Below are 24836 nucleotides of genomic sequence, written 5' to 3'. Positions count from 1 at the left end.
GTAAAGAAAAAGGTGATTTGACAAGGCTTTGAAAAAACAATAAAACCAGAGCAAGCAGAAGGGAGACAGGAGGGCAAAGAACTTGTTATTTACAGGAATCTATGCTAAAATTGTTGAAGTATGAAAAGCAGCGAGATACTTGGTGTGGAGAGACTCTGGCAGCCAGGTATCGTGTTGCTATAAAGAACGCACAATGGAGACCAGGAGGAAAAAGAAAGGTATGAGTTTAGCTGATCATATTTTTATAGATATGTGTAAAGACGTAATTGAGAACGGAACCAGTACAGAAGGGGAGAAGGTCCGGCCGGTGTGGGAGGATGGCACTTCTGCTTATACGATCAAACGTTTTGGTGTTGTGAACCGTTATGATCTGAGAAAAGAATTTCCAGCGCTGACCCTTCGTAAGACCGCATTAAAGAGTGCTATGGATGAGATCCTCTGGATCTGGCAGAAGAAATCAAACAACATCCATGACCTTCACAGCCATATCTGGGATAGCTGGGCTGACGAGAATGGCTCCATTGGAAAAGCGTATGGTTATCAGCTGGGTGTGAAGCATCAGTACAAAGAAGGCATGATGGATCAGGTAGACCGTGTTCTTTATGATCTGAAGAATAATCCATACAGCCGCCGTATTATGACCAATATTTATGTGCATGAAGATCTTCATGAGATGAATCTTTACCCATGTGCTTACTCTATGACCTTCAATGTAACAAAGGAGCCTGGGAAGGACAAGCTGACCTTAAATGCCATTTTGAACCAGCGCTCTCAGGATATCCTGGCGGCAAATAACTGGAATGTATGCCAGTATTCTCTGTTGTTGATGATGATCGCACAGTGCTGTGACATGGAAGCCGGTGAGCTGGTACATGTGATCGCAGATTGTCATATTTATGACAGACATGTTCCGGTTATCAAGGAGCTGATTTCCAGAATACCTTATCCGGCACCGATTGTGAAACTGAATCCGGATGTGAAGAATTTTTATGATTTTACCACGGATGATCTGATCGTGGAGAATTATCAGACCTGGCCTCAGATTAAAAATATTCCGATTGCCATTTAAACATGGAGTAAATGGGAAAGGGTTCCAATGCCGCATGCGTTTCAGATATGGTGAGGCTGCCGTAGCGGGCTACGGCAACCGAATTCGGGCAAAATCTCCCGCAAAGTGGGTGTGTAGATTGCGGGAATGATTTTTAGACACGATCTAGGAGTTCGTATAAAGGAGATTATAAGAAATGAAAATAATAGTAGCTGCAGACAAAAACTGGGGAATTGGAAAAGATAATAAGCTTCTTGTAAGCATTCCGGCAGATATGAAAATGTTTCGTCAGGAGACCACCGGAAAGGTTTGTGTTATGGGAAGAAAGACCCTGGAGAGTTTCCCAGGAGGGCTTCCTCTTAAAAACCGCACAAACATCGTTCTTACCAGAAATGAGAATTACAAAGTGAAAGATGCCATAATCGTTCATTCTATTGAAGAGCTTATGGAAGAACTGAAAAAGTATCCGGCAGAAGATGTATACTGCATCGGTGGCGATACTATCTATAAGCAGCTTCTTCCTTATTGCGATGCTGCTCAGGTGACCAAGATCGATTTTGCCTATATTGCAGACAGTTATTTTCCGAATCTGGATGAAGATCCACAGTGGCATGTGGCAGCAGAGAGTGAAGAGCAGACATATTTTGATCTGGAATATAAGTTTGTGAGATATGAAAGAAATAAATAAGCGGGAAAATATAATGTGTTTTTCAAAAAAATCAGTTCTGCCATCACGACAGAACTGATTTTTGTTATATGCTGTGTAGAGTGTATTTGAAAAAATACGAAAAATGGGAAGCTTAAGAAATTACTCAATAACCTTGAGCCATCCCTCTGGAGCCTGGATGCGTCCCATCTGGATTCCGGTAAGGGTCTCATACAGCTTCTTGGTGATCGGTCCCATCTCGTTCATGCCGCTTGGGAAGCAGATCTCTTTGCCGTGGTCAACGATCTTTCCAACAGGAGAGATAACAGCAGCAGTACCGCAAAGACCGCACTCTGCGAAATTCTTCACTTCGTCGAAGTATACTTCTCTTTCCTCAGCCTCAAGTCCAAGGTACTCTTTCGCAACGTAGATCAGAGAACGACGTGTGATGGATGGAAGGATACTGTCAGACTTTGGAGTAACAACCTTGCCGTCTTTTGTTACGAATAAGAAGTTTGCTCCGCCTGTCTCCTCAACCTTGGTACGGGTCTTGGAATCAAGATACATGTTCTCATCGAATCCGTTCTTATGAGCATCAACGATCGCATGAAGGCTCATTGCGTAGTTAAGACCAGCTTTGATATGACCGGTACCATTTGGTGCAGCACGGTCAAAGTCGCTGACACGGATTGTGATCGGTTTAGCGCCGCCTTTGAAGTATGGTCCGACAGGTGTGGTGAATACACGGAACTGATACTCGCTGGCAGGTTTTACACCGATAACAGCGTCGCTTCCGAACATGTACGGACGTACATATAAAGTAGCACCAGAACCATATGGCGGAACATATGCGGCATTTGCTTTAATTGTCTGAACAACTGCGTCAACAAAACGGTCTTTCGGGAATACAGGCATTTCCAGTCTTGCGGCGGAATGCTCCATACGCTCACCGTTCAGGTCAGGACGGAAAGTAACGATATGTCCGTCTTCTGTAGTGTATGCTTTCATACCCTCAAAAACGGTCTGTGCATACTGAAGGACACCTGCACACTCACTGATGGTAACCATATCATCTGTGGTAAGGCCTCCCTCATCCCACTTGCCGTCTTTATAATTGGATACATAACGGTAGTCTGTTTTTACATAACCAAAGCCCAGGTTGCCCCAGTCAATGTTCTTTTTTTCCATAACAATTTCCTCCTAGCGTGGTTTCTTGGGGGAGATTCTTATTGTGAATCCCCAATGTTTTTACTATTGTAAAACTTTTACGTGTGAAATTCAATGGGAAAAGCAGATTTTTTAAGTGATTTTCCTGTGAAAAAGGTTACAAAAAGTATAATGTGTTTATATTTTATGGTGTCTTGTTTTTTGAGGGGGATTTTTGTATAATGATAAAACAAGCGTTGTGAAATAAAATATCCGGAGGAAAAGATGGGATATAACGAATTTGATGAACTTGGAGATAAGATCCAGAGCATCATTGACAGTGCAGTAAATGAAAAAAATTACCAGAAACTGAGCCAGAGTATTAATCAGGCGCTGAATAAGGCTATTGATAATGGAAGTGATGCCCTTCGGGATGCGCTTAATAATACTGTGGGCAGTGGGAAATATACCAATTACCGCAGCGGCAGTTCTTATGATTACAGAGAGAATCGGTCCTGGGATTTTCAGAAGGATGGAAAGAAAAACCGGAGTACCGGGGATGGTCATGGAACGGGTTACCAAGGATATGCTGGTGCGAAAGGGAATGATTCGCGTAATGGAAATTTCCAGAGAAATGGTACAGGCAGGCAGGATACCAATCACCAGAATACGGAGCTGGCATTGTATTTACCGACGAATGGAATCAAGGTTAAGGGAATTCTGAAGACTGTGTTTGGTGGGATTCTTACTGGAGTATTTGGAATTTTAACATTAATTGTAGGAGGCGTTGCAATACTTAAGGGCGGTGGCTTTTGGGTTGGAGCGGGAGTTTTGGCTGCAATTACCGCCAGTGGTGGAACCCTTCTTGGCCAGGGCTGCAGCAGTCTTACCAGCTTAAGCCGCCGAAACAAGTATATCAAGGCTCTGGGCACTCACACCTACTGCAATTTCCAGCAGCTGGCACAGGCAGTCGGCAAGCCGGTGAAATTTGTAAAAAGAGATATCAAACGTATGATAAGCAAAGGCTGGTTCCTGCAGGGACATGTTGATAAACAGGAAACCTGTCTGATCACAAGCAATGAGACTTTTGACCAATATGTAAGCACTCAGACGCAGCTGGAAGAAAGAGAGCATCAGCAGGCCGAAGAGCGTGCACGCCAGGAGGCAGCGCTTCGTCAGCAGGCAGAGGAAAAAGAAAGGCAGAAATTTAACCAGCATGAACAGGCAGATGCCCGGGCGTGTGTGGAAGCAGAACGGGATGCTGCGGAAAGAATCAGACTTTCCCCGGAAGTCCGGCAGGTTCTGGATAAGGGAAATGACTTTCTTGATAAAATCCACCGTAGCAATGATGCCATTCCAGGAGAAGAGATTTCCAGAAAAATCTCCCGTATGGAGCTGATCATAGCGAAGATTTTCGAACGCGCCAAGGCTCATCCGGAGATTATTCCGGATTTGAACCGCCTTATGGATTATTATCTTCCCATGACTGTGAAGCTTTTGAATGCATATGAAGAAATGGACAGCCAGCCGGTTCAGGGAGAGAATATTACTTCTTCCAAGAAAGAAATCGAAGAGACTATTGATACGCTGAATGTGGCTTTTGAGAAGCTTCTGGACTCCATATTTGAAGATACGGCTATGGATGTATCCAGTGATATTTCTGTTCTGAACACAGTTTTGGCACAGGAAGGGCTGACTGAGGATGAGCTTACCCGTATGAGAAAAGAGGCTGAAAAAAACAGGCTCTAGCAGTGTGCGGAATGTTAAGTATATGAAAAGATAAGATTTGCAGCGGGGCTAGAGCCTGTTATAAAAATAACGAAAATGCCAAACTGAAGTCTGCTGATAAATATGGGCAGACCTATACACAAGGAGGATGCTATGGGAAACGAATTTACAGGTTTTGAAGATAACGCACCTACACTTACATTAGAACCGGATTTGGGAGAGTCAAAGGCAGAGGTTGCAGCAGAGCCGGAAGCCGAAGCTGTGAAAAAGGAAATGGAACAGACCGTTCTTTCCCCGGAAGAGCAGCAGATGGTAGACAGCTTTGCCAAGAAGATTGACATTGAGAATACAAACCAGATCCTCCAGTACGGCGCCGGAACCCAGAAGAAAATGGCTGATTTTTCCGATGCTGCCCTTGAAAATGTACGTACACAGGATCTGGGAGAAGTAGGAGATCTGATCACCCAGGTGGTAGGCGAGCTTCGCGATTTTGATGCTGCTGAGGAGGAGAAAGGTTTCCTTGGCTTTTTCAAGAAACAGGGCAGCAAGATTGAAAATATGAAGAACCGCTACGCCAAGGCTGAGGTAAATGTGCAGAAGATCACTACCTCCCTTCAGGATCACCAGATGCGTCTCATGAAGGATTCCGCAGTTCTGGAAAAAATGTATGCCCAGAACCTGAACTATTATAAAGAACTGACCATGTACATCCTTGCAGGAAAACAGAAGCTGCAGGAAGTACGGGAGGGAAAATTAAAAGATCTGGAGGCAAAAGCAGCAGTCAGCGGACTTCCGGAGGAGGCTCAGGAAGCCAAGGATCTGGACAGCAAGTGCAATCGTTTCGAGAAGAAACTGCATGATCTGGAACTGACCAGAACCATTTCCTTGCAGACAGCACCGCAGATTCGTCTGGTGCAGAACAATGACACCCTTATGGTAGAAAAAATCCAGACAACCATTGTAAATACCATTCCACTTTGGAAGAGCCAGATGGTGCTGGCACTTGGAATTGCCCATTCCACAGAAGCAGCCCAGGCCCAGCGCCAGGTAACAGACCTGACAAATGAGCTTTTGAAGAAAAATGCAGAGGCACTTCACCTTGCATCTACAGAAACTGCTAAGGAATCTGAGCGTGGAATCGTGGATATTGAGACTCTGAAGCAGACCAATCAGGAGCTGATCGCCACTTTGGATGATGTCATGAATATTCAGAAAGAGGGTCGTGCCAAGAGAGCCCAGGCAGAACTGGAAATGCGCAAGATGGAAGAAGATTTGAAGAATAAATTGTTGGAAATCCAGCATTAAATTGCAAAGAAAACAGGGTTACTGTTTACTGGTAACGTTCCGCGAGGCGTTTTTTGTGAACAAAGTTCATGGAAAACCCGAGAATTGCGGCGCGAAATCACGCAGAATGCTGTGAAAATAACTGTACAGCAGGGGTGTCAGAGACATCCCTTTTGTGCCCTTTAGTATAGAAACATTTGATAAGCGCCTGCGGTGTAAAAGTGAACCGCAAAAAATACCATGTTCATAATATATGGAGGAATTTCGTATGTACAGAGACCATACCAAAGTAATTCAGATAGGAAATAAGAAGATTGGAGGCGGAAATCCCATCCTGATCCAGTCCATGACCAATACAAAAACAGAGAATGTACAGGCAACCGTAGAGCAGATTCTTGCCCTGGAGGCTGCCGGCTGCGATATTATCCGCTGTGCAGTGCCGACTATGGAAGCGGCAAAGGCTCTGAAAGAGATCAAAAAACAAATCCACATTCCTCTGGTGGCAGATATTCATTTTGATTATCGTCTTGCGATTGCGGCTATGGAGAACGGTGCCGACAAGATCCGTATCAATCCCGGAAATATTGGAAGCACAGAGCGTATCAAGGCAGTTGTAGATGTGGCGAAGGAGCGGAATATTCCCATCCGTGTTGGGGTAAACAGCGGTTCCCTTGAGAAAGAGCTGGTGGAGAAATATCACGGTGTTACCGCAGAAGGTCTGGTAGAAAGTGCCCTTGACAAGGTGCACATTATCGAAGAGCTTGGCTACGACAATCTGGTGATCAGCATCAAATCTTCTGATGTTATGATGTGTGCCAGGGCTCACGAACTGATTGCGGAACAGACCAGTTATCCTCTCCATGTGGGAATTACAGAGGCAGGAACCCTTTATTCCGGAAATATCAAATCTGCCATAGGACTTGGCATTATTTTATACCAGGGAATCGGTGACACGATCCGCGTTTCCCTGACTGGCGCCCCTCTGGAAGAGGTAAAATCTGCCAGACGTATCCTGAAAACCCTTGGACTTCGCAAAGGCGGCGTGGAAGTAGTATCCTGTCCAACCTGCGGGCGCACCCAGATCGATCTGATCGGTCTTGCAAATAAAGTAGAAACTATGGTGCAGGATATCCCTCTTGACATTAAAGTAGCTGTTATGGGCTGTGTGGTAAACGGCCCGGGAGAGGCGAAAGAAGCCGATATCGGAATTGCAGGCGGCGTAGGTGTAGGTCTTCTGATCAAAGGTGGTGAGATTGTAAAGAAAGTGCCGGAAGACCAGCTGTTGGATACCTTGAGAGAAGAATTGATGAACTGGGATAGCAATAAGACACAGAAATGACAGAAGGTGTATATTCTATAAATGGAAAAAGAATTTTTTGACGTATTTCCAAACTTAAAATTAAAACAGGAATTAAGTGAACTTCTGGAAGAGGTGATCGTCACCAAGGTTGCCTGCAACTCTGCCAAAACCTGTGTCCGGGTTTACCTGAAAAGCGACCGCTGGATCCACAAAAAGCATATTTTCAGCCTGGAAGAGCAGATTCAGAGACAGTGCTTTCCAGGTCTTGAAGTGAGTGTGAAGGTAATCGAGAAGTTCCATCTGTCCAGACAGTACACGCCAAAGAATTTCCTGGATACCTATCGCTCCAGCATGGAACTGGAGCTTCGCAATTACAACATGCTGGAATACAATCTGTTCAAGCAGGCACAGATCACATTTCCAGAAGATGACTGCCTGAATATGGTACTTCCGGATTCTGTGATTTCCAGACAGAAAAGTGAGATACTTATTGAATATCTTCACAAAGTATTCTGCGAGCGTTGTGGAATGGACCTGAAAGTTTCGCTGGATTATGTGCAGACGGAGGAGAGCAGGTACCGCAAAAATGCAGCTATCCAGATCCGTCAGGAAGTAGCCAATGTGCTGAAGCATGCCAGACTTTCCACAGAAGAAGAGAGCGCAGCACCAGCTTCTGCAGCTGAGGAAAAAACAGGAAAAGAGGCAGCAGCCGGCAAGACAGCCGCTGCCAGACCGGAGAAGAAAGCAGAGGCAGCCAGTGAAAAGAAGCCTTTCGAGAAAAAGCCATTCGAAAAGAAAGGCAAATGGGGCGATTTCCGTGGCGGCTTCCGCAAGGATCCAAATCCGGATGTTATTTATGGAAGGGATTTCGAGGACGAGCCTATTCCATTGGAAAATATTGTGCAGGAAATGGGAGAGGTTATCATCCGCTGCCAGGTTATGGATGTGGAAGCGAGAGAGATTCGAAATGAGAAGACCATACTGATTTTCCCGGTTACAGACTTCACAGATTCCATCACAGTAAAAATGTTCCTGCGCAATGAGCAGGTGCCGGAGATCAAAGAACATGTGAAAAAAGGTGCCTTCCTGAAAATCAAAGGTGTTACTTCTATTGACCGTTTCGATGGTGAGCTTACCATAGGTTCCATCTCCGGAATTAAGAAAATCTCCGATTTCCGCAGCTCCAGAGTGGACACCAGCCCTCAGAAGCGTGTTGAGCTTCACTGTCATACGAAAATGAGCGATATGGATGGTGTAACCGAGGCAAAAGCGCTGGTGAAACGTGCCTACGAGTGGGGGCATCCTGCCATTGCCATCACAGATCATGGCGTGGTGCAGGCTTTCCCGGAGGCAAACCATTGCTTTGATGCGTGGGGAGGCTGCGTGCCAAAGGATTCTGATTTTAAGGTGCTTTACGGTATGGAGGCCTATCTGGTAGACGACTTAAAGGGTATGGTCACCAACCCGAAAAAACAGTCCCTGGACGGCAGATTCGTGGTTTTCGATATTGAGACCACAGGATTTTCCCCACTTACCTGCAAGATCATTGAAATTGGTGCTGTATTGGTGGAAAATGGAAAAATCACAGATCGTTTTTCCACATTTGTCAATCCTCAGGTTCCAATTCCATTTCGAATTGAGCAGCTGACCAGTATTAATGACAGCATGGTTATGGATGCCCGTCCAATTGAAGAAATTTTACCGGAATTTCTGAAATTTTGTGAAGGAGCTACAATGGTAGCCCACAACGCAGATTTCGATATGAGTTTTATTATAGAGAATTGTAACCGCATGGGAATCCCAAATGATTTCACCTATGTGGATACGGTAGGTATGGCACGATTCCTGCTGCCTGCGCTGAACCGTTTTAAGCTGGATACCGTTGCCAAGGCAGTTGGCGTTTCCCTGGATCATCACCATCGTGCGGTTGATGACGCAGAGTGTACGGCATGTATTTTCGAGAAATTTGTGGAAATGTGCAGGGAAAGAGATATTATGGATGTAGACAAGCTGAATGAGCAGGGAAAGGTTTCCTCGGACACCATTAAGAAGCTGCCCACTTACCATGCCGTTATTTTCATGCGAAATGAGACCGGCCGTATCAATCTGTACAAGCTGGTAAGCAAGTCTCATATCAAGTATTTTAACCACAGACCCCGTGTGCCAAAGAGCGTGTTTGAGGCACATCGGGAGGGACTTCTTATTGGAAGTGCCTGCGAGGCTGGTGAGCTTTACCAGGCTCTTTTGCGCAATGCACCGGAGCAGGAAATCGCAAGACTGGTAAGCTTTTATGATTATCTGGAAATCCAGCCCCTTGGGAACAACATGTTCATGGTGGAGGATGAAAAGAATGACACGATTCATTCGAAAGAGGATCTGATTGAGATCAACAAAAAGATTGTAAAGCTTGGTGAACAGTTTAACAAGCCGGTTGTTGCTACCTGTGACGTTCACTTTATGGATCCCCAGGACGAAATCTACCGCCGTATTATCATGGCTGGAAGCGGCTTCAAGGATGCTGACAATCAGGCACCTCTTTATCTTCGCACTACTGAGGAAATGCTGGAGGAGTTTTCTTATCTGGGAAGTGAGAAGGCAGAGGAAGTGGTAATTACAAATACAGTGAAGATTGCGGATATGATAGAGAAAATGTCACCGATCCATCCGGATAAATATCCGCCGGTTATTGAGAATTCTGACCAGGACTTAAAGGATATGTGCTTCCAGAAAGCTCATGAAATGTACGGTGAAGTGCTTCCCAAGATCGTGGAAGACCGTCTGGATAAAGAGCTGAATTCCATTATCTCCAATGGATATGCGGTGATGTATATCATTGCCCAGAAGCTGGTGTGGAAGTCCAATGCAGATGGTTATCTGGTGGGCTCCAGAGGGTCTGTAGGTTCTTCCTTAGCGGCTACCATGTCTGGTATTACAGAGGTAAATCCTCTGCCGCCCCATTATCTGTGCCCCAATCCGGAGTGTAAGTACAGTGACTTTGATTCTCCGGAGATCAAGGCATTTTCCGGCATGGCAGGATGCGATATGCCAGACAGGATCTGTCCAAAGTGCGGAACCAGGATGACTAAACAGGGTTTTGACATTCCTTTTGAGACCTTCCTTGGATTCAAAGGAGACAAGGAGCCTGATATCGACCTGAACTTCTCAGGAGAGTATCAGTCCAATGCCCATCATTATACAGAGGTTATATTTGGAAAAGGTCAGACCTTCAAGGCGGGAACCATCGGTACCCTTGCGGATAAGACCGCATTCGGATATGTAAAGAACTATTTTGAAGAGCGGGGGCAGCACAAGCGTTCCTGCGAGATCAACCGTATTGTACAGGGGTGTACCGGTATCCGGCGAAGCACCGGTCAGCATCCTGGCGGAATTATTGTACTCCCAATGGGAGAGGAAATAGAGAAATTTACCCCGGTCCAGTACCCGGCGAACGATTCCAGCAGTGGATTTATCACCACCCATTTTGACTACCATTCCATTGATGGAAACCTGCTGAAGCTGGATATTCTGGGACACGATGATCCCACCATGATCCGTACCCTTGAGGATATGACAGACCTGAATGCAAGAGAGGTTCCTCTTGATGACAAGGCGGTTATGTCACTTTTTGCCAGTACAGAAGCTCTTGGAATTGATCCGAAGGATATCGGCGGCTGCAAGCTTGGCTGTCTGGGAATTCCAGAGTTTGGTACTGATTTTGCCATGCAGATGCTTGTGGATACCAAGCCGAAATATTTTTCTGATCTGGTCCGTATTGCCGGACTTTCCCACGGTACGGATGTATGGCTGGGAAATGCGCAGACACTGATCGAAGAGGGAAAAGCTACTATTTCCACGGCAATCTGTACCCGAGATGATATTATGATCTACCTGATCGGTCAGGGTGTGGAAAGTGGTCTTGCCTTTACTATTATGGAGAGCGTCCGTAAAGGAAAAGGTCTCCGAGATGAGTGGATCACCACTATGAAAGAACACGGCGTTCCGGACTGGTACATCTGGTCCTGCAAAAAAATCAAATACATGTTCCCGAAAGCCCATGCGGCAGCTTACGTTATGATGGCATACAGAATCGCCTGGTTCAAGGTATTCCAGCCGCTGGCTTATTACGGTGCATATTTCAGTATCCGTGCCACAGCTTTTTCCTATGAACTGATGTGTATGGGAAAAGAAAAGCTGGAGTTTTATATGGCAGAGATACGCAAGAAAGGGGACGCTGCATCCAAAAAAGAGCAGGATACCCTGAAAGATATGCGTATTGTCCAGGAAATGTATGCAAGAGGTTATGATTTTATGCCCATTGATATTTACCGGGCGAAGGCACATCGTTTCCAGATCATAGAAGGAAAACTGATGCCGTCCATTGATTCTATAGAAGGTCTTGGAGATAAGGCGGCAGATGCTGTAGTGGATGCTGCTGTACAGGGAAGATTTCTTTCCAAGGATGATTTCCGTGACAGGACCAAGGTCAGCAAGACCGTAATTGATTTGATGGATAAACTTGGATTATTTGGAGATATTCCACAGTCCAATCAGATTTCATTGTTTGATTTCTAACGCTGGTTAAATAAGAGTAATATGAATTTAGGAGGTTCCATGAAAACAGAAGAACTGCGCTACCTACAACGTCTGGCGGAGCTCTACCCCACTATCGGGAAGGCTTCTACAGAGATCATCAACCTTCAGTCCATTCTCAATCTTCCAAAAGGCACCGAGCATTTTCTTTCCGATATCCACGGAGAGTACGAAGCTTTTTCCCATGTGCTTCGAAACGGTTCGGGAGCTGTGCGAAAGAAGATAGATGATGTATTTGGACATACCTTAAGCAACAGTGACAAGCGTTCCCTGGCAACTCTCGTGTATTACCCGAAGGAAAAAATTGCCTATGTGAAGAAAAAAGAGTCTGATATGCAGAACTGGTACAAGATCACCCTGTACCGTCTTATTGAAGTGTGCAAGACAACTGCCTCCAAATATACCAGATCCAAGGTTCGTAAGGCATTGCCTTCGGATTATGCATATGTGATCGAAGAGCTGATCACGGAGAAAGCAGAAGTTCTGGATAAAGAGGCTTATTACGATTCCATTGTGGATACCATTATAGATATCGGCAGGGCAGAGAACTTCATTATCGCTCTTGCTGAACTGATCCAGAGACTGGTTGTAGACCACCTTCATGTGCTTGGAGATATATATGACAGAGGTCCCGGTCCTCATTTTATTATGGACAGACTGATGGATTATCATTCTCTGGATATTCAGTGGGGAAACCATGATGTGGTATGGATGGGCGCCGCTGTAGGACAGGCTGCCTGTATGGCCACAGTGATCCGTAACAGTATCCGTTACGGCAATCTGGATATTCTGGAGGATGGTTATGGAATCAATATGATGCCTCTTGCTGCTTTTGCCATGGAGATTTACGGGGATGATCCCTGCCAGGTATTTGAAGTACATGGCAATCCTTCCAATTACAATGCTCTTGAGAAAGAGCTGAGCAGGAAAATGCACAAAGCCATTTCCATTATCCAGTTTAAGCTGGAAGGGGTACTGGCGAAAGAACATCCGGATTTTCATATGGAGAATCGATGCGTTATGGAGGGGATTGATCCGGAGAAGGGCACTGTGCAGCTGCCGGATGGAAGTGTGCATAATCTTCTGGACACCCATTTTCCAACCATTGACTGGGGACATCCTTATGAGCTGACAGATGGGGAAAAAGAAGTAGTGGAGCGCCTGAGCTCAGCATTTCGAAACTGCGAGAAGCTTCAGAACCACATGCAGCTGCTTCTGGATAAAGGCGGCCTTTATAAGACCTATAACGGGAACCTTCTTTTCCATGGAAGTATTCCGCTGAACGAAGATGGAACTCTGAAAGAGGTTGAGATTTACGGTGAGACTTGTAAAGGCAAGGCACTTTATGATAAACTGGAAGCCTACGTAAGAAAAGCTTTTTTTACCGTAGATGAGAAGGAGAAGAAAGCAAGCCAGGATATTCTGTGGTATATCTGGGCCGGGCCTAATTCTCCCCTTTATGGAAAAGATAAAATGACTACCTTCGAGCGTTATTTTATCGCAGATAAAGAGACACACAAAGAGAAAAAGAATGCCTACTATCACCTCTGGGAAAAAGAAGAGGTAGTAAATCGTATGCTGGAAGAATTCGGGCTGGATCCGGATGAGGGGCATATTATCAATGGTCACGTGCCTGTTCATCAGCTGGAGGGAGAGAATCCGGTGAAATGTGATGGCAAGGTGATCGTAATTGACGGTGGTTTTTGTGAGGCATACCGGAATGTGACCGGTATTGCCGGATATACTCTTGTTTACAGTTCCTATGGTCTGAGCCTGACTGCCCATGAGCCTTTTACTTCGGCGGAAGATGCAGTGGAAACAGAGAGGGACATTGTGTCCAACCGTGTGGCTGTCCGCTATAATCCAAGGCGTGCCCTTGTGGGAGATACGGATAACGGTAAGGCACTGAAAGAACGAATTCAGGAGCTGAAACAGCTTTTGGATGCCTACAGAAAAGGCGTTATAAAGGAGAAAAAATAAGGAGACTAAGGAAAAATGGGTGGAATTTTTGGTGTTGCGTCAAAGTCTGATTGTGTAATGGATCTTTTTTTTGGAATTGATTATCACTCCCATCTGGGTACAAGAAGGGGCGGAATGACCGTTTATAGCAGGAGCAGTGGATTTAACCGCGTGATCCATAATATTGAGAACTCACCGTTCCGTACCAAATTTGACAAGGATGTGGCAGAGATGGAAGGCAATCTTGGAATAGGCTGTATTTCTGACAATGAACCGCAGCCTCTTCTGGTGCGTTCCCATCTGGGAAATTTTGCAATTACAACAGTAGGCAAGATCAATAATATAGAAGCTTTGGTAGAGAAATGCTTCAAAGACGGGCATACCCATTTTCTGGAGATGAGCGGTGGCAGTGTGAATCCTACAGAGGTAACGGCAGCGCTGATCAATCAGAAGGACAGTATTGTTGAGGGAATCCGCTATGCACAGGAGATGATCGAGGGCTCTATGACCCTTCTTCTTATGACAGGGGAGGGCATTTACGCAGCACGCGACCGTTATGGAAGAACTCCTCTTGTAATCGGCAAGAAGGAAGATGCATGCTGTGCTTCTTTTGAAAGTCATGCCTACATTAATCTTGGCTATGAAGACCTGAAAGAGCTGGGACCTGGAGAGATTGATTTTATTACCCCGGAGGGAGCCCAGGTTCTGCAGAAGCCAGGAGACAAGATGCGAATCTGTTCTTTCCTCTGGGTATATTATGGATATCCAACCTCCACTTATGAGGGGGTAAATGTAGAGGAAATGCGTTACAAATGCGGCGATATTCTGGCAGGAAGAGATGCCGGAGAAGTGAATCCGGATCTGGTTGCAGGAGTACCGGATTCCGGTATTGCACATGCCATCGGCTATGCTAACCGCTCTGGTGTGCCGTTTGCCCGTCCGTTTATTAAATATACGCCCACATGGCCAAGATCTTTTATGCCGACTCAGCAGAGCCAGCGAAATCTTATCGCCAGAATGAAACTGATCCCAGTACATAAACTGATCAAAGATAAAAGCCTCCTTATGATTGACGACTCTATCGTAAGAGGTACCCAGCTTCGTGAGACAACAGAATTCCTCTATAACAATGGTGCTAAGGAGGTTCATATCAGACCTGCCTGCCCGCCGCTTTTATATGGATGTAAGTACCTGAATTTCTCACGCTCTAAGTCAGAGATGGATCTGATCACAAGAAGGATCATTGCGAAACGTGAAGGGGACAATGTATCAGACAGGATTTTGCAGGATTATGCAAATCCGGATTCTACAAACTACAAAGAAATGCTGGAAGAAATCCGCAAGGAACTGAATTTTACATCCCTGAAATATCATCGTCTGGATGATCTGAAGAAGTCAATTGATATTGAACCGTGCAAGCTTTGCACTTATTGCTGGAACGGACAGGAATAAACAGGAGGTGACTGCCTGTGAAAAAGCACAACAAAGATGTACTAAAAGCAACGCTGTTTGCCTTGATCGCCATATTTATCATGATTGGAGCAGCGGGGCTTCTGTTTGCCGAACATAAGAAAAAGATTCAGAAGGAGCAGCAGAAGAAGGCTGCTATTGAGGCTTTGGAAAGGGTGCCCACAGTGACACCGACTCCAGCGGCTACAGCCACGCCCACACCGGAGCCTACGGCCACAGTGACACCGACTCCTGTGATCACCCGGGCACCGGCGTTCGTGGCAAATGATTATATGGGAACCTGGTACAGTAAGGATGGACTGGTGACACTGTCTATAGACGACCTTACCCTGAAGTCTGTTACTTTTACTTTTTCTCAGGCTGGTGGCAATGCCGGCACTAAGGTTTCGGAAGCTTCGGACACTGCAAAAGTGGCTGGAAATGCAGCAAAGCTTTCCTTTACAGATTCCTGGGGAAACCAGGTGCGTGGAAATATGACCTTTGATCAGGGCAGACTTTATCTGCGCCTAAATACAGCTTCCCCTGCAGAGGGTGCCGGGGTGACACCAAAGGTAGATGGGGTCCTTACAAGGGAGAAAGCCGCTTCAGTGACACAGGCACCTTCAGTGACTCCGGCTGATAATACAGATAAAACGGATCTCTCTTCCCAGGATTATATATTCCCGGACAGCAACAGCCGATATCTTACAGATGAGGATTTGTCGGGCTATTCATCTGACCAGCTGGAACTGGCGAAAAATGAGATTTACGCCCGACATGGCAGGAAATTTGTGACACAGAGAATTGCGGATTATTTTAACAGTAAATCCTGGTATAAGGGAACTGTGGAGCCGGAGACCTTTGATGCAGATACTTCTGTATTTAATGAATATGAAGTCGCAAATATTCAGAAAATTGCAGATACGGAAGGGAAGCTTCGAAGTGAAGGAAAGTAACTGATATATGAAAAAAACTTTACGGAATGTTACGCGTGAATGGTAATAACTTTATTTATGGTATACAAAATGAGGGGGAAATCGCATCCCCCTCATTTTGTACCTGCTGAGTACCTTTACAATTACGGCATTTTTTTATTATCAGTACGGCCAACCAGATAGTCAATGCTGGTTTCATAATAATTTGCAAGGCGGATCAGCATTTCGATTGGAATGTTCCTGGAGCCAGTTTCGTAGTGGGAGTAGGAACGCTGGCTGATGTGAAGGATATCACTGATCTGCTTCTGGGACAGATCAGCGTCTGTCCGAAGGTCTTGAATTCTCTGAAATTTCATAGGTTCACCTCTTTTTCTTCTGTAGAGTCTGCAGGGACCAAATGTAACGAATAACGAAAACCGTCTGGCCCCGAATCCTTTCAGAAAGTATAAATCAGAACGAAATGCACTATTGCAATTCAGAGCAAAATGGGCTATAATGAATTTTGTATATCTTTTAATCATATCTTTTTTACTTTTATTCTTTTTTATTCCAGAGACACATTGAAATGGCAGAGCAGGTTCGCATATGGGGAAGAACTGTATCTGCAGAAAGGGATAAGATTGTTTGCAAGTGTTTTATCAGCGGCGATTTCAGGAATGGAAGTCTGCCCGGTTCAGGTGGAAGCTGATGTAAGCAGCGGTCTGCCTTGTTTTACTATGGTTGGATTTCCCAGCACCCAGGTGAAAGAAGCACAGGACAGAGTGCGCACAGCGTTAAAAAATAATGGGATCAGTCTGCCGCCTAAGAAGGTGACTGTGAATCTGGCACCTGCTGATCTGCGAAAAGAGGGGGCCGGTTTTGACCTGCCTGTGGCAGCAGCGGTGCTGGCAGCATCGGGATTTATAGAACCACAGCTTCTTCGGAATGTAATGGTGGTTGGTGAACTCAGTCTGAATGGGGAGGTAAGAAGTGTATCCGGAGTGCTGCCAAGAGTGATCCGGGCAAGGGAACTGGGATGCCGGTACTGTATCATTCCGTTTGAAAACCTGGCAGAAGGAGCTCTGGTGAAGGATATGAAAGTGGTCGGAGTTCAAAATATAAAAGAAGTTTTGAAGCTTGTCTCAGATCCGGATGCATTTGGAAAAGAAAATCAGTTTTCAGAGGTAAATTCAGAAGAGAACCAGGTAGAAGAGAGTCTGGTGGATTTCGGGGAAATCTGTGGTCAGGAGAGTGCCAGAAGAGCTGCTGAGATTGCAGTCAGCGGATTTCACAACATCCTGTTTATCGGCCCTCCGGGCACTGGGAAGACCATGCTTGCCAAAAGAATACCTACGATTATGCCCTCTCTTACTTTTGAGGAAAGCCTGGAGCTTACAAAAATCTACAGCATTGCCGGACTTTTAAGTCCAAAGAGACCATTAATTAAGGCAAGACCCTTTCGAAGTCCGCATCATACCAGTTCGTCTGCAGCTCTGGCTGGAGGCGGAAGGATCCCGGGTCCCGGTGAAGTGACCCTGGCTCACAGAGGCGTTCTGTTTCTGGATGAAATGCCGGAATTTGCAAGAGGCAGCCTGGAAGTGCTGCGACAGCCCCTGGAGGACAAGCAGATCCAGCTGTCAAGGGCAAGTGGAACGTACGTGTTTCCGGCGGGATTTATTCTGGTAGCAGCCATGAACCCCTGTCCCTGCGGCTATTATCCGGATATGAACAAATGCAGGTGCACACCTGGCGAGGTGAGTCATTATCTTCATAAGCTGAGCCAGCCCCTTCTGGAGCGGATCGATCTATGTGCGGATGTGCCGCCTGTTAATTTTTCCCAGATCTCAGAAGAAAAACCGGGAGAAAGTTCTGCCCTTATCCGGAAAAGAGTGGAAAAAGCCAGAAAAATACAGCAGAAACGCTACCAGAATGAGAAAATCTGTTTTAACGGTGAACTGTCCGGGAAGCAGATCCGGAAATACTGTGTGCTGACAGAAAATGCTCTTCAGGTGGCAAAAAATGCTTTTGAGCTTATGGAACTTAGTGCAAGATCCTATCACCGGATTTTGAAGGTTTCACGCACGATTGCGGATATGGAAGGGGAGGAACTGATACACACAAGACATGTTGCAGAAGCCCTTACTTACAAAGCATTTGATAAGAAGTACAGAAGCTGAATGAATTTATTCATAAAACCGCACACAGGGAGGTATTTTAGTATGGAAGCAATGCAGAAAATCAAATGTTTAACTATAGAGGATTCCAATTTTCCAGATCGTTTGAGAAAACTTTCCGGAATGCCCAAAAAACTGTACTACATCGGAAACCTGCCAGATCCGAAGAAGCCTGCTGCAGCAGTGGTAGGTGCTCGCATGTGCAGTCCTTATGGCAGATGTCAGGCATTTAAATATGCAAGAACCATGGCAAGCTACGGTGTGCAGATCATCAGTGGAATGGCAAGAGGGATTGATGCAGAGGGGCATAAAGGTGCACTGGATACGGACACTCCTACTTTTGCAGTACTGGGAAGCGGAGTGGACGTGTGTTATCCCAATTCTAACAGATGGCTTTATCAGCGGATTCTGGAAAAAGGCGGTGGGATCATCAGCGAGCTTCCCCCGGGCTCTCCGCCTGTGAACTGGGCGTTCCCGGCAAGAAACCGGATCATCAGCGGACTTTCCGATGCTGTTCTTGTGGTAGAAGCCAAGGAACAGAGTGGTTCTTTGATCACTGCAAACTTTGCCCTGGAACATGGACACAGTGTTTATGCCCTTCCGGGAGCTGTGACAGAGGAACTGAGCAGAGGCTGCAACAAACTGATCTTCGATGGTGCAGGAATCGCTTACAGCCCGGAAATCATGCTTATGGAATGGGGAATCGAGGCAAAAAACAGACCTCAAAATGTGGAAAAAAAGAAGTTGGGGCTTGCACCGGATTTGGATTTGGTGTATAGTGGTCTCGATTTACGACCTGAAAATCTGGATAATTTAATACGGAAAACCGGTTTTTCAGCATCAAAAGTCTGTGCTCTTCTGACAGAACTTCAGCTAATGGGGCTTGTGGGAGAGACAGGCAGACAATACTACAGAATATCAGGGGGATAATTTGTAGTGTATGTAGACTGAATACAAAGTAGGAGAGGTAGTATGGCTAAATATCTGGTGATAGTTGAGTCACCTGCAAAAGTAAAGACAATAAAGAAATTTCTTGGGGCAAATTATGAGGTAGAGGCATCTAATGGACATGTCCGTGATTTTCCCAAGAGTCAGTTTGGAATAGATGTGGAGAATGATTTCGAGCCGAAATATATAACCATCCGCGGTAAGGGGGAATTGCTTGCCAAACTTCGCAAGGCAGCCAAAAAAGCTGATAAGATTTATCTTGCCACTGACCCTGACCGTGAAGGAGAAGCAATTTCCTGGCACTTGATGCAGGCTCTGAAAGAAGATCCGGATAAAATGCACCGAATCACTTTCAACGAGATCACAAAGACTGCTGTAAAGGATTCCCTGAAGCATGCACGAGGTCTGAATATGAATCTTGTAGATGCACAGCAGGCGAGAAGAATGCTGGACCGTATGGTGGGTTATACCATCAGTCCGCTTCTCTGGGCGAAAGTAAAGAGAGGCTTAAGTGCTGGCCGTGTGCAGTCTGTTGCACTTCGCATCATTTGTGACAGGGAGGAGGAGATTAATTCTTTTATCCCGGAAGAATACTGGAGCCTGAATGGTGAATTCCTTGTGGATGGCGAGAAAAAGCCTCTGGAGGCTAAATTCTACGGAACAGACAAGAAGATGGATATCCACAATAAAGCTGAGATGGATGAGATTCTTAAGGTTCTTGAGAACGAAGAATTTGAGATCTCTGAGGTGAAAAAAGGCGAGAGAATCAAGAATGCTCCGCTTCCTTTTACTACCAGTACCCTGCAGCAGGAGGCATCCAAAACACTGAATTTTTCCACCCAGAAGACTATGCGTCTGGCACAGCAGCTTTATGAGGGTGTTGACATCAAGGGCAACGGTACTGTAGGTGTGATCACATACCTTCGTACTGATTCTGTACGTATTTCTGACGAGGCAGATGCGGCAGCAAGAAGCTACATCAGCAGCCAGTATGGAGAAGAATATGTGTCAGAAACTGCCAAGACAGTGAAGAAGGGACAGAAGATCCAGGATGCTCATGAGGCTATCCGCCCAACTGATATCAGCCGTACACCTGTACAGATAAAAGAATCCCTTACACGAGATCAGTTCCGATTGTATCAGCTGATCTGGAAGCGGTTTGCGGCCAGCCGTATGGCTCCTGCAAAGTATGAGACTACCTCTGTAAAAGTGGCTGGTGGAGATTATACGTTCACTGTGTCCGCTTCCAAGGTGGCATTTGACGGCTTCCTTTCGGTATATATGCAGGAAGAGGATATGAAGAAGGGAAATGTGTTAAGCCAGAGCCTGAGTAAAGGCATGAAGCTGAAGCTGAAAGAGTTAAAGCCGGAACAGCATTTTACCCAGCCGCCGGCACATTATACAGAGGCTTCCCTGGTAAAGACCATGGAGGAACTTGGAATCGGCCGTCCGAGTACTTATGCACCGACCATCACCACCATTATCAGCCGCCGTTATGTTTCAAAGGAGCAGCGTAACCTTTATGTGACAGAGTTGGGCGAGGTGGTAAACAGTATTATGAAACAGGCGTTCCCAAGCATTGTGGACGTGAATTTCACGGCTACCATGGAGGGACTTCTGGACTGTGTGGAGAATGGTACTGTACAGTGGAAGACAGTAGTCCGGAACTTCTATCCGGATCTGAAACATGATGTGGATGCTGCCCAGGAAGAGCTGGAGAAAGTAGACATCCATGATGAAGAGACCGATGTGATCTGTGATAACTGTGGTCGTCATATGGTGATTAAATATGGTCCTCACGGACGTTTCCTTGCATGCCCGGGATTTCCGGAATGCCGCAATACCAAGCCTTACTATGAAAAGATTGGTGTAGCCTGCCCGAAGTGTGGTAAGGAAGTGGTGCTTAAGAAGACGAAGAAAGGCCGTAAGTATTACGGCTGTGAAGATAATCCGGAATGTGACTTTATGTCATGGCAGAAGCCGTCGGATAAGAAATGTCCGGTGTGCGGAAGCTACATGGTGGAAAAAGGAAATAAACTGGTGTGCAGCCAGGAGACCTGTGGCTATGTAGAAGCCAGGCCGAAGGATGAAAAAGAAAATTAAGGTTGCTGTGAAGGGTGCGAGCAGTAACAAATTAAGGAATTTCCGGGGAAAATCCCCTGCAAGGCAGCTGTATTATGTTTTGCAGGGGATTTTTTAAATAAAAGCTCTATTACTTCCATTGTTTGATGAATAGTTTCAAAAACGTGATATTTTCAGAAAAGCTAAACAAAATTGAAAAATAGTAAAAAATAGCTTGTAAATAGTTTGAAAAACGTGTAGTATTAGAATAACAGTTAAAGCCAGAGCATGTCTGAAAAGGCTTTCTGCAAAGTGGAGCGTACAGATTGCGGGAATGATTTTTTTAACAGGCTCTCATGTAACAAAAGCGAAGGGAGGACAAAATGAGCGTTCAGTTACTTGATAAAACAAGAAAAATCAATAAACTTCTCCATAACAGCAGTTCCAGCAAGGTGGTTTTTAATGATATCTGCCAGGTTCTGATGGATACTTTAAGTTCTAATATCCTGGTTCTCAGCAAGAAAGGCAAGGTGCTTGGTGTAAGTTTTTGCCCGGGAGTTGAGGAAATCCGGGAACTGATAGCTGATGAGGTGGGCGGTCATGTTGACCCTCTGCTGAATGAGCGCTTTTTAGGAGTATTATCCACCAAAGAGAACGTGAATCTCCAGACACTTGGCTTTGAGCATGTTTCCAGCAGCTATCAGGGAATCATCAATCCTATTGATATTGCAGGAGAACGTCTTGGAACGGTGTTTATGTACCGCAAGGATCGTCCATACGATATTGAGGATATTATTGTCAGTGAATACGGCACCACAGTTGTAGGTCTTGAGATGATGCGAGCTGTACATGAAGAGAATGCTGAGGAAGACCGAAAGAAACAGGTTGTGAAATCTGCTTTTAACACACTTTCTTTCTCTGAACTGGAAGCTATCATCCATATTTTTGATGAGCTTGACGGAGATGAGGGAATTCTTGTTGCCAGCAAGATTGCAGACAGAGTAGGTATTACCAGATCAGTAATCGTAAATGCACTCCGCAAGTTCGAGAGCGCGGGCGTTATTGAGTCCCGGTCATCCGGTATGAAGGGAACCTATATCAAGGTTCTCAATGAAGTGATCTTTGATGAATTAGAAGAGATTAAGGCCCAGAGAAATAAAAAGGCCTGAGTGAATTCAATAAATAATAAACAAGTGTACAGAAGAACTGTTTTCTTTCGAACGTGTTTGAAAAAGGCTTTCTGCAAATTGTGAAATGCAGATTGCGGGAATGATTTTTCAAACACGCTCTGGAGGGCAGTTCTTTTTTTGTGTGTAACAGGAAAATTCATTGGAATTCACTATTACACCAAAAAGTTTTAACGGTCAGGCTTCAAAAGCGGCGAAACAAAAAAATCAGAAAATTTTTAAAGTGAGAAAACAAGAGAAAAAAAGAGCATAAAAGAGAATAAAACAGAATATACTTGAAAATGTAACTATGAAAAGAGTTGCACAAATAACGATAATTCAATAATATAATGAACAGTGATTAGCACTCAGCAATAATGAGTGCTAGTAAGAAAAAGGAAAACAATTCTAAAGGAGGACATAGATCATGAAATTAGTTCCATTAGGCGACAGAGTTGTATTAAAACAGTTAGAAGCAGAAGAGACAACAAAATCCGGTATCGTTCTTCCGGGACAGGCACAGGAGAAACCACAGCAGGCAGAGGTAATCGCTGTAGGACCTGGCGGAGTCGTTGACGGGAAAGAAGTGAAAATGGAAGTTACTGTAGGCGACAAGGTTATCTATTCCAAATATTCAGGAACAGAGGTTAAGCTTGACGGTGAAGAGTATATCATCGTAAAACAGAGCGATATTCTTGCAATTGTGAAATAAGACATAACCTTATAAATAACTTGAAATCAGGAGGATGATTCATTATGGCAAAAGAGATTAAATATGGCGCAGAAGCCAGAACAGCATTAGAGGCTGGTGTAAATAAACTTGCTGATACCGTAAGAGTAACACTTGGTCCGAAAGGAAGAAACGTAGTACTTGATAAACAGTTCGGTGCTCCGCTTATCACAAACGATGGTGTTACAATCGCAAAAGAGATCGAGCTTGAGGATGCTTTCGAGAACATGGGAGCTCAGCTGATCAAGGAAGTTGCATCCAAGACAAACGATGTAGCTGGTGATGGTACTACAACTGCTACTGTACTTGCCCAGGCAATGGTTCATGAAGGAATGAAGAATCTGGCAGCAGGTGCTAACCCGATCGTTATGAGACGCGGTATGAAGAAAGCTACAGATGCTGCTGTAGAAGCAATTAAGAACATGAGCCAGAAAGTAAGCGGAAAGAAACAGATCGCAAACGTTGCATCTATTTCCGCCGGAGATAAAGAAGTCGGAGAGCTTGTTGCAAATGCAATGGAAAAAGTTTCCAACGACGGTGTTATTACTGTAGAAGAGTCCAAGACCATGCACACAGAGCTTGACCTTGTAGAAGGTATGCAGTTTGACCGTGGATATATTTCCGCATACATGTCCACTGATATGGAGAAGATGGAAGCAAACCTTGAGGATCCATATATTCTGATCACAGACAAGAAAATCTCCAACATTCAGGAAGTTCTTCCGCTGCTGGAGCAGATCGTACAGGCTGGAGCAAAACTTCTTATCATCGCTGAAGATGTTGAGGGTGAGGCTCTTACCACTCTGATCGTAAACAAATTAAGAGGAACCTTCCAGGTAGTAGCTGTAAAAGCTCCTGGCTATGGTGACAGAAGAAAAGAAATGCTTCAGGATATCGCAATTCTGACAGGTGGTACTGTAATTTCTGACGAGGTAGGTCTTGAACTGAAAGATGCTACAATGGCTCAGTTAGGACGTGCAAAATCTGTTAAAGTTGCAAAAGAGAATACTGTTATTGTCGATGGTATGGGAGATAAAGAAGCAATTGCCAATCGTGTTGCCCAGATCCGTGCTCAGATTGAGGAGACAAAATCTGATTTCGACAGAGAGAAGCTTCAGGAAAGACTTGCAAAACTTGCAGGCGGTGTAGCAGTGGTTCGTGTTGGTGCAGCTACTGAGACTGAGATGAAAGAAGCAAAACTTCGTATGGAAGATGCTCTTGCAGCTACCAGAGCAGCTGTTGAAGAAGGAATCATTGCAGGAGGCGGTTCTGCATATATCCACGCTTCCAAAGAGGTTGCAAAACTTGCGGCAGATCTTGAGGGAGATGAGAAGACTGGTGCAAACATCATCCTGAAAGCACTGGAAGCTCCGCTGTTCCGTATTGCTGCTAATGCAGGTCTTGAAGGTGCAGTTATCATCAACAAAGTAAGAGAGTCTGAGCCAGGTGTTGGTTTTGATGCTCTGAACGAGAAATATGTAAACATGGTAGACGAGGGAATCCTTGATCCTGCAAAGGTTACAAGAAGTGCTCTTCAGAACGCAACAAGTGTTGCTTCTACTCTGCTTACAACTGAGTCTGTTGTTGCAAATATCAAAGAAGATACTCCGGCAATGCCAGCTGGCGGTCAGGGTATGGGAATGATGTAATTTCCGGCAGCGGAAAACAGAACGGAAAATCCATGAAAGGATTT

Annotated in this window: 17 protein-coding genes; 15 read left to right on the top strand and 2 right to left on the bottom strand. The window is 45.1% G+C overall.

Annotation, left to right across the window (positions count from 1 at the left end):
• The first annotated feature begins 220 nt into the window (after positions 1-220).
• Together thyA and I2D69_RS05905 are read left to right on the top strand one after the other, a co-directional pair.
• The gene (thyA, locus tag I2D69_RS05910) at positions 221-1069 is read left to right on the top strand and encodes a thymidylate synthase (RefSeq protein ID WP_173770119.1); all 849 of its coding nucleotides are present in this window, start codon (positions 221-223) and stop codon (positions 1067-1069) included.
• A gap of 175 nt (positions 1070-1244) precedes the next feature.
• A complete protein-coding gene (locus I2D69_RS05905; RefSeq protein WP_118579192.1) occupies positions 1245-1736 on the top strand; it encodes a dihydrofolate reductase in 492 nt (163 codons plus the stop codon).
• 120 nt (positions 1737-1856) lie between these two features.
• On the opposite strand, the gene I2D69_RS05900 is transcribed toward I2D69_RS05905, so the two are convergent.
• Complete coding sequence (locus I2D69_RS05900) at positions 1857-2882, bottom strand: branched-chain amino acid aminotransferase (protein ID WP_173770118.1); 1026 nt, start codon at positions 2880-2882, stop codon at positions 1857-1859.
• Between the two features lie 243 nt (positions 2883-3125).
• Here I2D69_RS05900 and I2D69_RS05895 point away from each other — a divergent pair, with 243 nt between their 5' ends.
• The 7 genes from I2D69_RS05895 (at position 3126) to I2D69_RS05865 (ending at position 16106) form a co-directional block, all read left to right on the top strand.
• Positions 3126-4589 carry a 5-bromo-4-chloroindolyl phosphate hydrolysis family protein gene (locus I2D69_RS05895; RefSeq protein WP_173770117.1) on the top strand — a complete coding sequence of 488 codons (1464 nt, stop codon included), beginning with the start codon at positions 3126-3128 and terminating at the stop codon, positions 4587-4589.
• Between the two features lie 132 nt (positions 4590-4721).
• On the top strand, positions 4722-5873 hold the full coding sequence (locus I2D69_RS05890; RefSeq protein WP_173770116.1) for a toxic anion resistance protein: 1152 nt from the start codon (positions 4722-4724) through the stop codon (positions 5871-5873).
• 247 nt (positions 5874-6120) lie between these two features.
• Positions 6121-7191, top strand: coding sequence for a flavodoxin-dependent (E)-4-hydroxy-3-methylbut-2-enyl-diphosphate synthase (gene ispG, locus I2D69_RS05885; protein WP_173770115.1), 1071 nt, complete (start codon positions 6121-6123; stop codon positions 7189-7191).
• A 21-nt stretch (positions 7192-7212) separates the two neighbouring features.
• Positions 7213-11724: a PolC-type DNA polymerase III gene (locus tag I2D69_RS05880; RefSeq protein ID WP_195379539.1), complete on the top strand. Its 4512-nt coding sequence runs from the start codon at positions 7213-7215 to the stop codon at positions 11722-11724.
• A 21-nt stretch (positions 11725-11745) separates the two neighbouring features.
• The gene (locus I2D69_RS05875) at positions 11746-13722 is read left to right on the top strand and encodes a fructose-1,6-bisphosphatase (RefSeq protein ID WP_347708382.1); all 1977 of its coding nucleotides are present in this window, start codon (positions 11746-11748) and stop codon (positions 13720-13722) included.
• Between the two features lie 15 nt (positions 13723-13737).
• Positions 13738-15153: an amidophosphoribosyltransferase gene (locus I2D69_RS05870; protein ID WP_148462780.1), complete on the top strand. Its 1416-nt coding sequence runs from the start codon at positions 13738-13740 to the stop codon at positions 15151-15153.
• Positions 15154-15170: 17 nt separating this feature from the next.
• On the top strand, positions 15171-16106 hold the full coding sequence (locus I2D69_RS05865) for a YARHG domain-containing protein (RefSeq protein WP_347708381.1): 936 nt from the start codon (positions 15171-15173) through the stop codon (positions 16104-16106).
• A gap of 122 nt (positions 16107-16228) precedes the next feature.
• Here I2D69_RS05865 and I2D69_RS05860 read toward each other — a convergent pair whose 3' ends face one another.
• Positions 16229-16441 carry a helix-turn-helix transcriptional regulator gene (locus tag I2D69_RS05860; RefSeq protein WP_118579180.1) on the bottom strand — a complete coding sequence of 71 codons (213 nt, stop codon included), beginning with the start codon at positions 16439-16441 and terminating at the stop codon, positions 16229-16231.
• A 204-nt stretch (positions 16442-16645) separates the two neighbouring features.
• On the opposite strand from I2D69_RS05860, the gene I2D69_RS05855 reads away from it, so the two are divergent.
• The 6 genes from I2D69_RS05855 to groL all read left to right on the top strand — a co-directional run bounded on the left by I2D69_RS05855 (position 16646) and on the right by groL (position 24792).
• On the top strand, positions 16646-18241 hold the full coding sequence (locus I2D69_RS05855) for a YifB family Mg chelatase-like AAA ATPase (RefSeq protein WP_306467761.1): 1596 nt from the start codon (positions 16646-16648) through the stop codon (positions 18239-18241).
• Positions 18242-18283: 42 nt separating this feature from the next.
• A complete protein-coding gene (dprA, locus tag I2D69_RS05850; RefSeq protein WP_118579174.1) occupies positions 18284-19168 on the top strand; it encodes a DNA-processing protein DprA in 885 nt (294 codons plus the stop codon).
• Positions 19169-19210: 42 nt separating this feature from the next.
• Positions 19211-21289 carry a type I DNA topoisomerase gene (gene topA, locus I2D69_RS05845; protein ID WP_173716433.1) on the top strand — a complete coding sequence of 693 codons (2079 nt, stop codon included), beginning with the start codon at positions 19211-19213 and terminating at the stop codon, positions 21287-21289.
• A 341-nt stretch (positions 21290-21630) separates the two neighbouring features.
• Positions 21631-22416, top strand: a complete 786-nt coding sequence (gene codY / locus I2D69_RS05840) for a GTP-sensing pleiotropic transcriptional regulator CodY (protein ID WP_173716434.1) — start codon at positions 21631-21633, stop codon at positions 22414-22416.
• A 424-nt stretch (positions 22417-22840) separates the two neighbouring features.
• Entirely contained in the window at positions 22841-23125 is a 285-nt protein-coding gene (gene groES / locus I2D69_RS05835) for a co-chaperone GroES (RefSeq protein WP_118579169.1), read from the top strand.
• Between the two features lie 44 nt (positions 23126-23169).
• Positions 23170-24792 carry a chaperonin GroEL gene (gene groL, locus I2D69_RS05830; RefSeq protein WP_118579166.1) on the top strand — a complete coding sequence of 541 codons (1623 nt, stop codon included), beginning with the start codon at positions 23170-23172 and terminating at the stop codon, positions 24790-24792.
• The last annotated feature ends 44 nt before the right edge of the window (positions 24793-24836 follow it).

Origin of the sequence: Ruminococcus sp. D54t1_190329_F1, from assembly GCF_015551645.1 — a bacterium.
Classification (GTDB): Bacteria; Bacillota; Clostridia; order Lachnospirales; family Lachnospiraceae; genus Blautia_A; species Blautia_A faecis.
This window is presented reverse-complemented; position numbering and strand designations above follow the sequence as displayed.

What these genes read in the sequence shown, in the direction of transcription:
- ispG (WP_173770115.1), top strand. Translation starts at nt 6,121, where the DNA reads ATGTACAGAGACCATACCAAAGTAATTCAGATAGGAAATAAGAAGATT.
- topA (WP_173716433.1), top strand. Translation starts at nt 19,211, where the DNA reads ATGGCTAAATATCTGGTGATAGTTGAGTCACCTGCAAAAGTAAAGACA.
- groL (WP_118579166.1), top strand. Translation starts at nt 23,170, where the DNA reads ATGGCAAAAGAGATTAAATATGGCGCAGAAGCCAGAACAGCATTAGAG.
- I2D69_RS05900 (WP_173770118.1), bottom strand. Translation starts at nt 2,882, where the DNA reads ATGGAAAAAAAGAACATTGACTGGGGCAACCTGGGCTTTGGTTATGTA.
- I2D69_RS05890 (WP_173770116.1), top strand. Translation starts at nt 4,722, where the DNA reads ATGGGAAACGAATTTACAGGTTTTGAAGATAACGCACCTACACTTACA.
- thyA (WP_173770119.1), top strand. Translation starts at nt 221, where the DNA reads ATGAGTTTAGCTGATCATATTTTTATAGATATGTGTAAAGACGTAATT.
- I2D69_RS05860 (WP_118579180.1), bottom strand. Translation starts at nt 16,441, where the DNA reads ATGAAATTTCAGAGAATTCAAGACCTTCGGACAGACGCTGATCTGTCC.
- I2D69_RS05905 (WP_118579192.1), top strand. Translation starts at nt 1,245, where the DNA reads ATGAAAATAATAGTAGCTGCAGACAAAAACTGGGGAATTGGAAAAGAT.
- I2D69_RS05870 (WP_148462780.1), top strand. Translation starts at nt 13,738, where the DNA reads ATGGGTGGAATTTTTGGTGTTGCGTCAAAGTCTGATTGTGTAATGGAT.
- I2D69_RS05880 (WP_195379539.1), top strand. Translation starts at nt 7,213, where the DNA reads ATGGAAAAAGAATTTTTTGACGTATTTCCAAACTTAAAATTAAAACAG.
- dprA (WP_118579174.1), top strand. Translation starts at nt 18,284, where the DNA reads ATGGAAGCAATGCAGAAAATCAAATGTTTAACTATAGAGGATTCCAAT.
- groES (WP_118579169.1), top strand. Translation starts at nt 22,841, where the DNA reads ATGAAATTAGTTCCATTAGGCGACAGAGTTGTATTAAAACAGTTAGAA.
- I2D69_RS05895 (WP_173770117.1), top strand. Translation starts at nt 3,126, where the DNA reads ATGGGATATAACGAATTTGATGAACTTGGAGATAAGATCCAGAGCATC.
- codY (WP_173716434.1), top strand. Translation starts at nt 21,631, where the DNA reads ATGAGCGTTCAGTTACTTGATAAAACAAGAAAAATCAATAAACTTCTC.
- I2D69_RS05875 (WP_347708382.1), top strand. Translation starts at nt 11,746, where the DNA reads ATGAATTTAGGAGGTTCCATGAAAACAGAAGAACTGCGCTACCTACAA.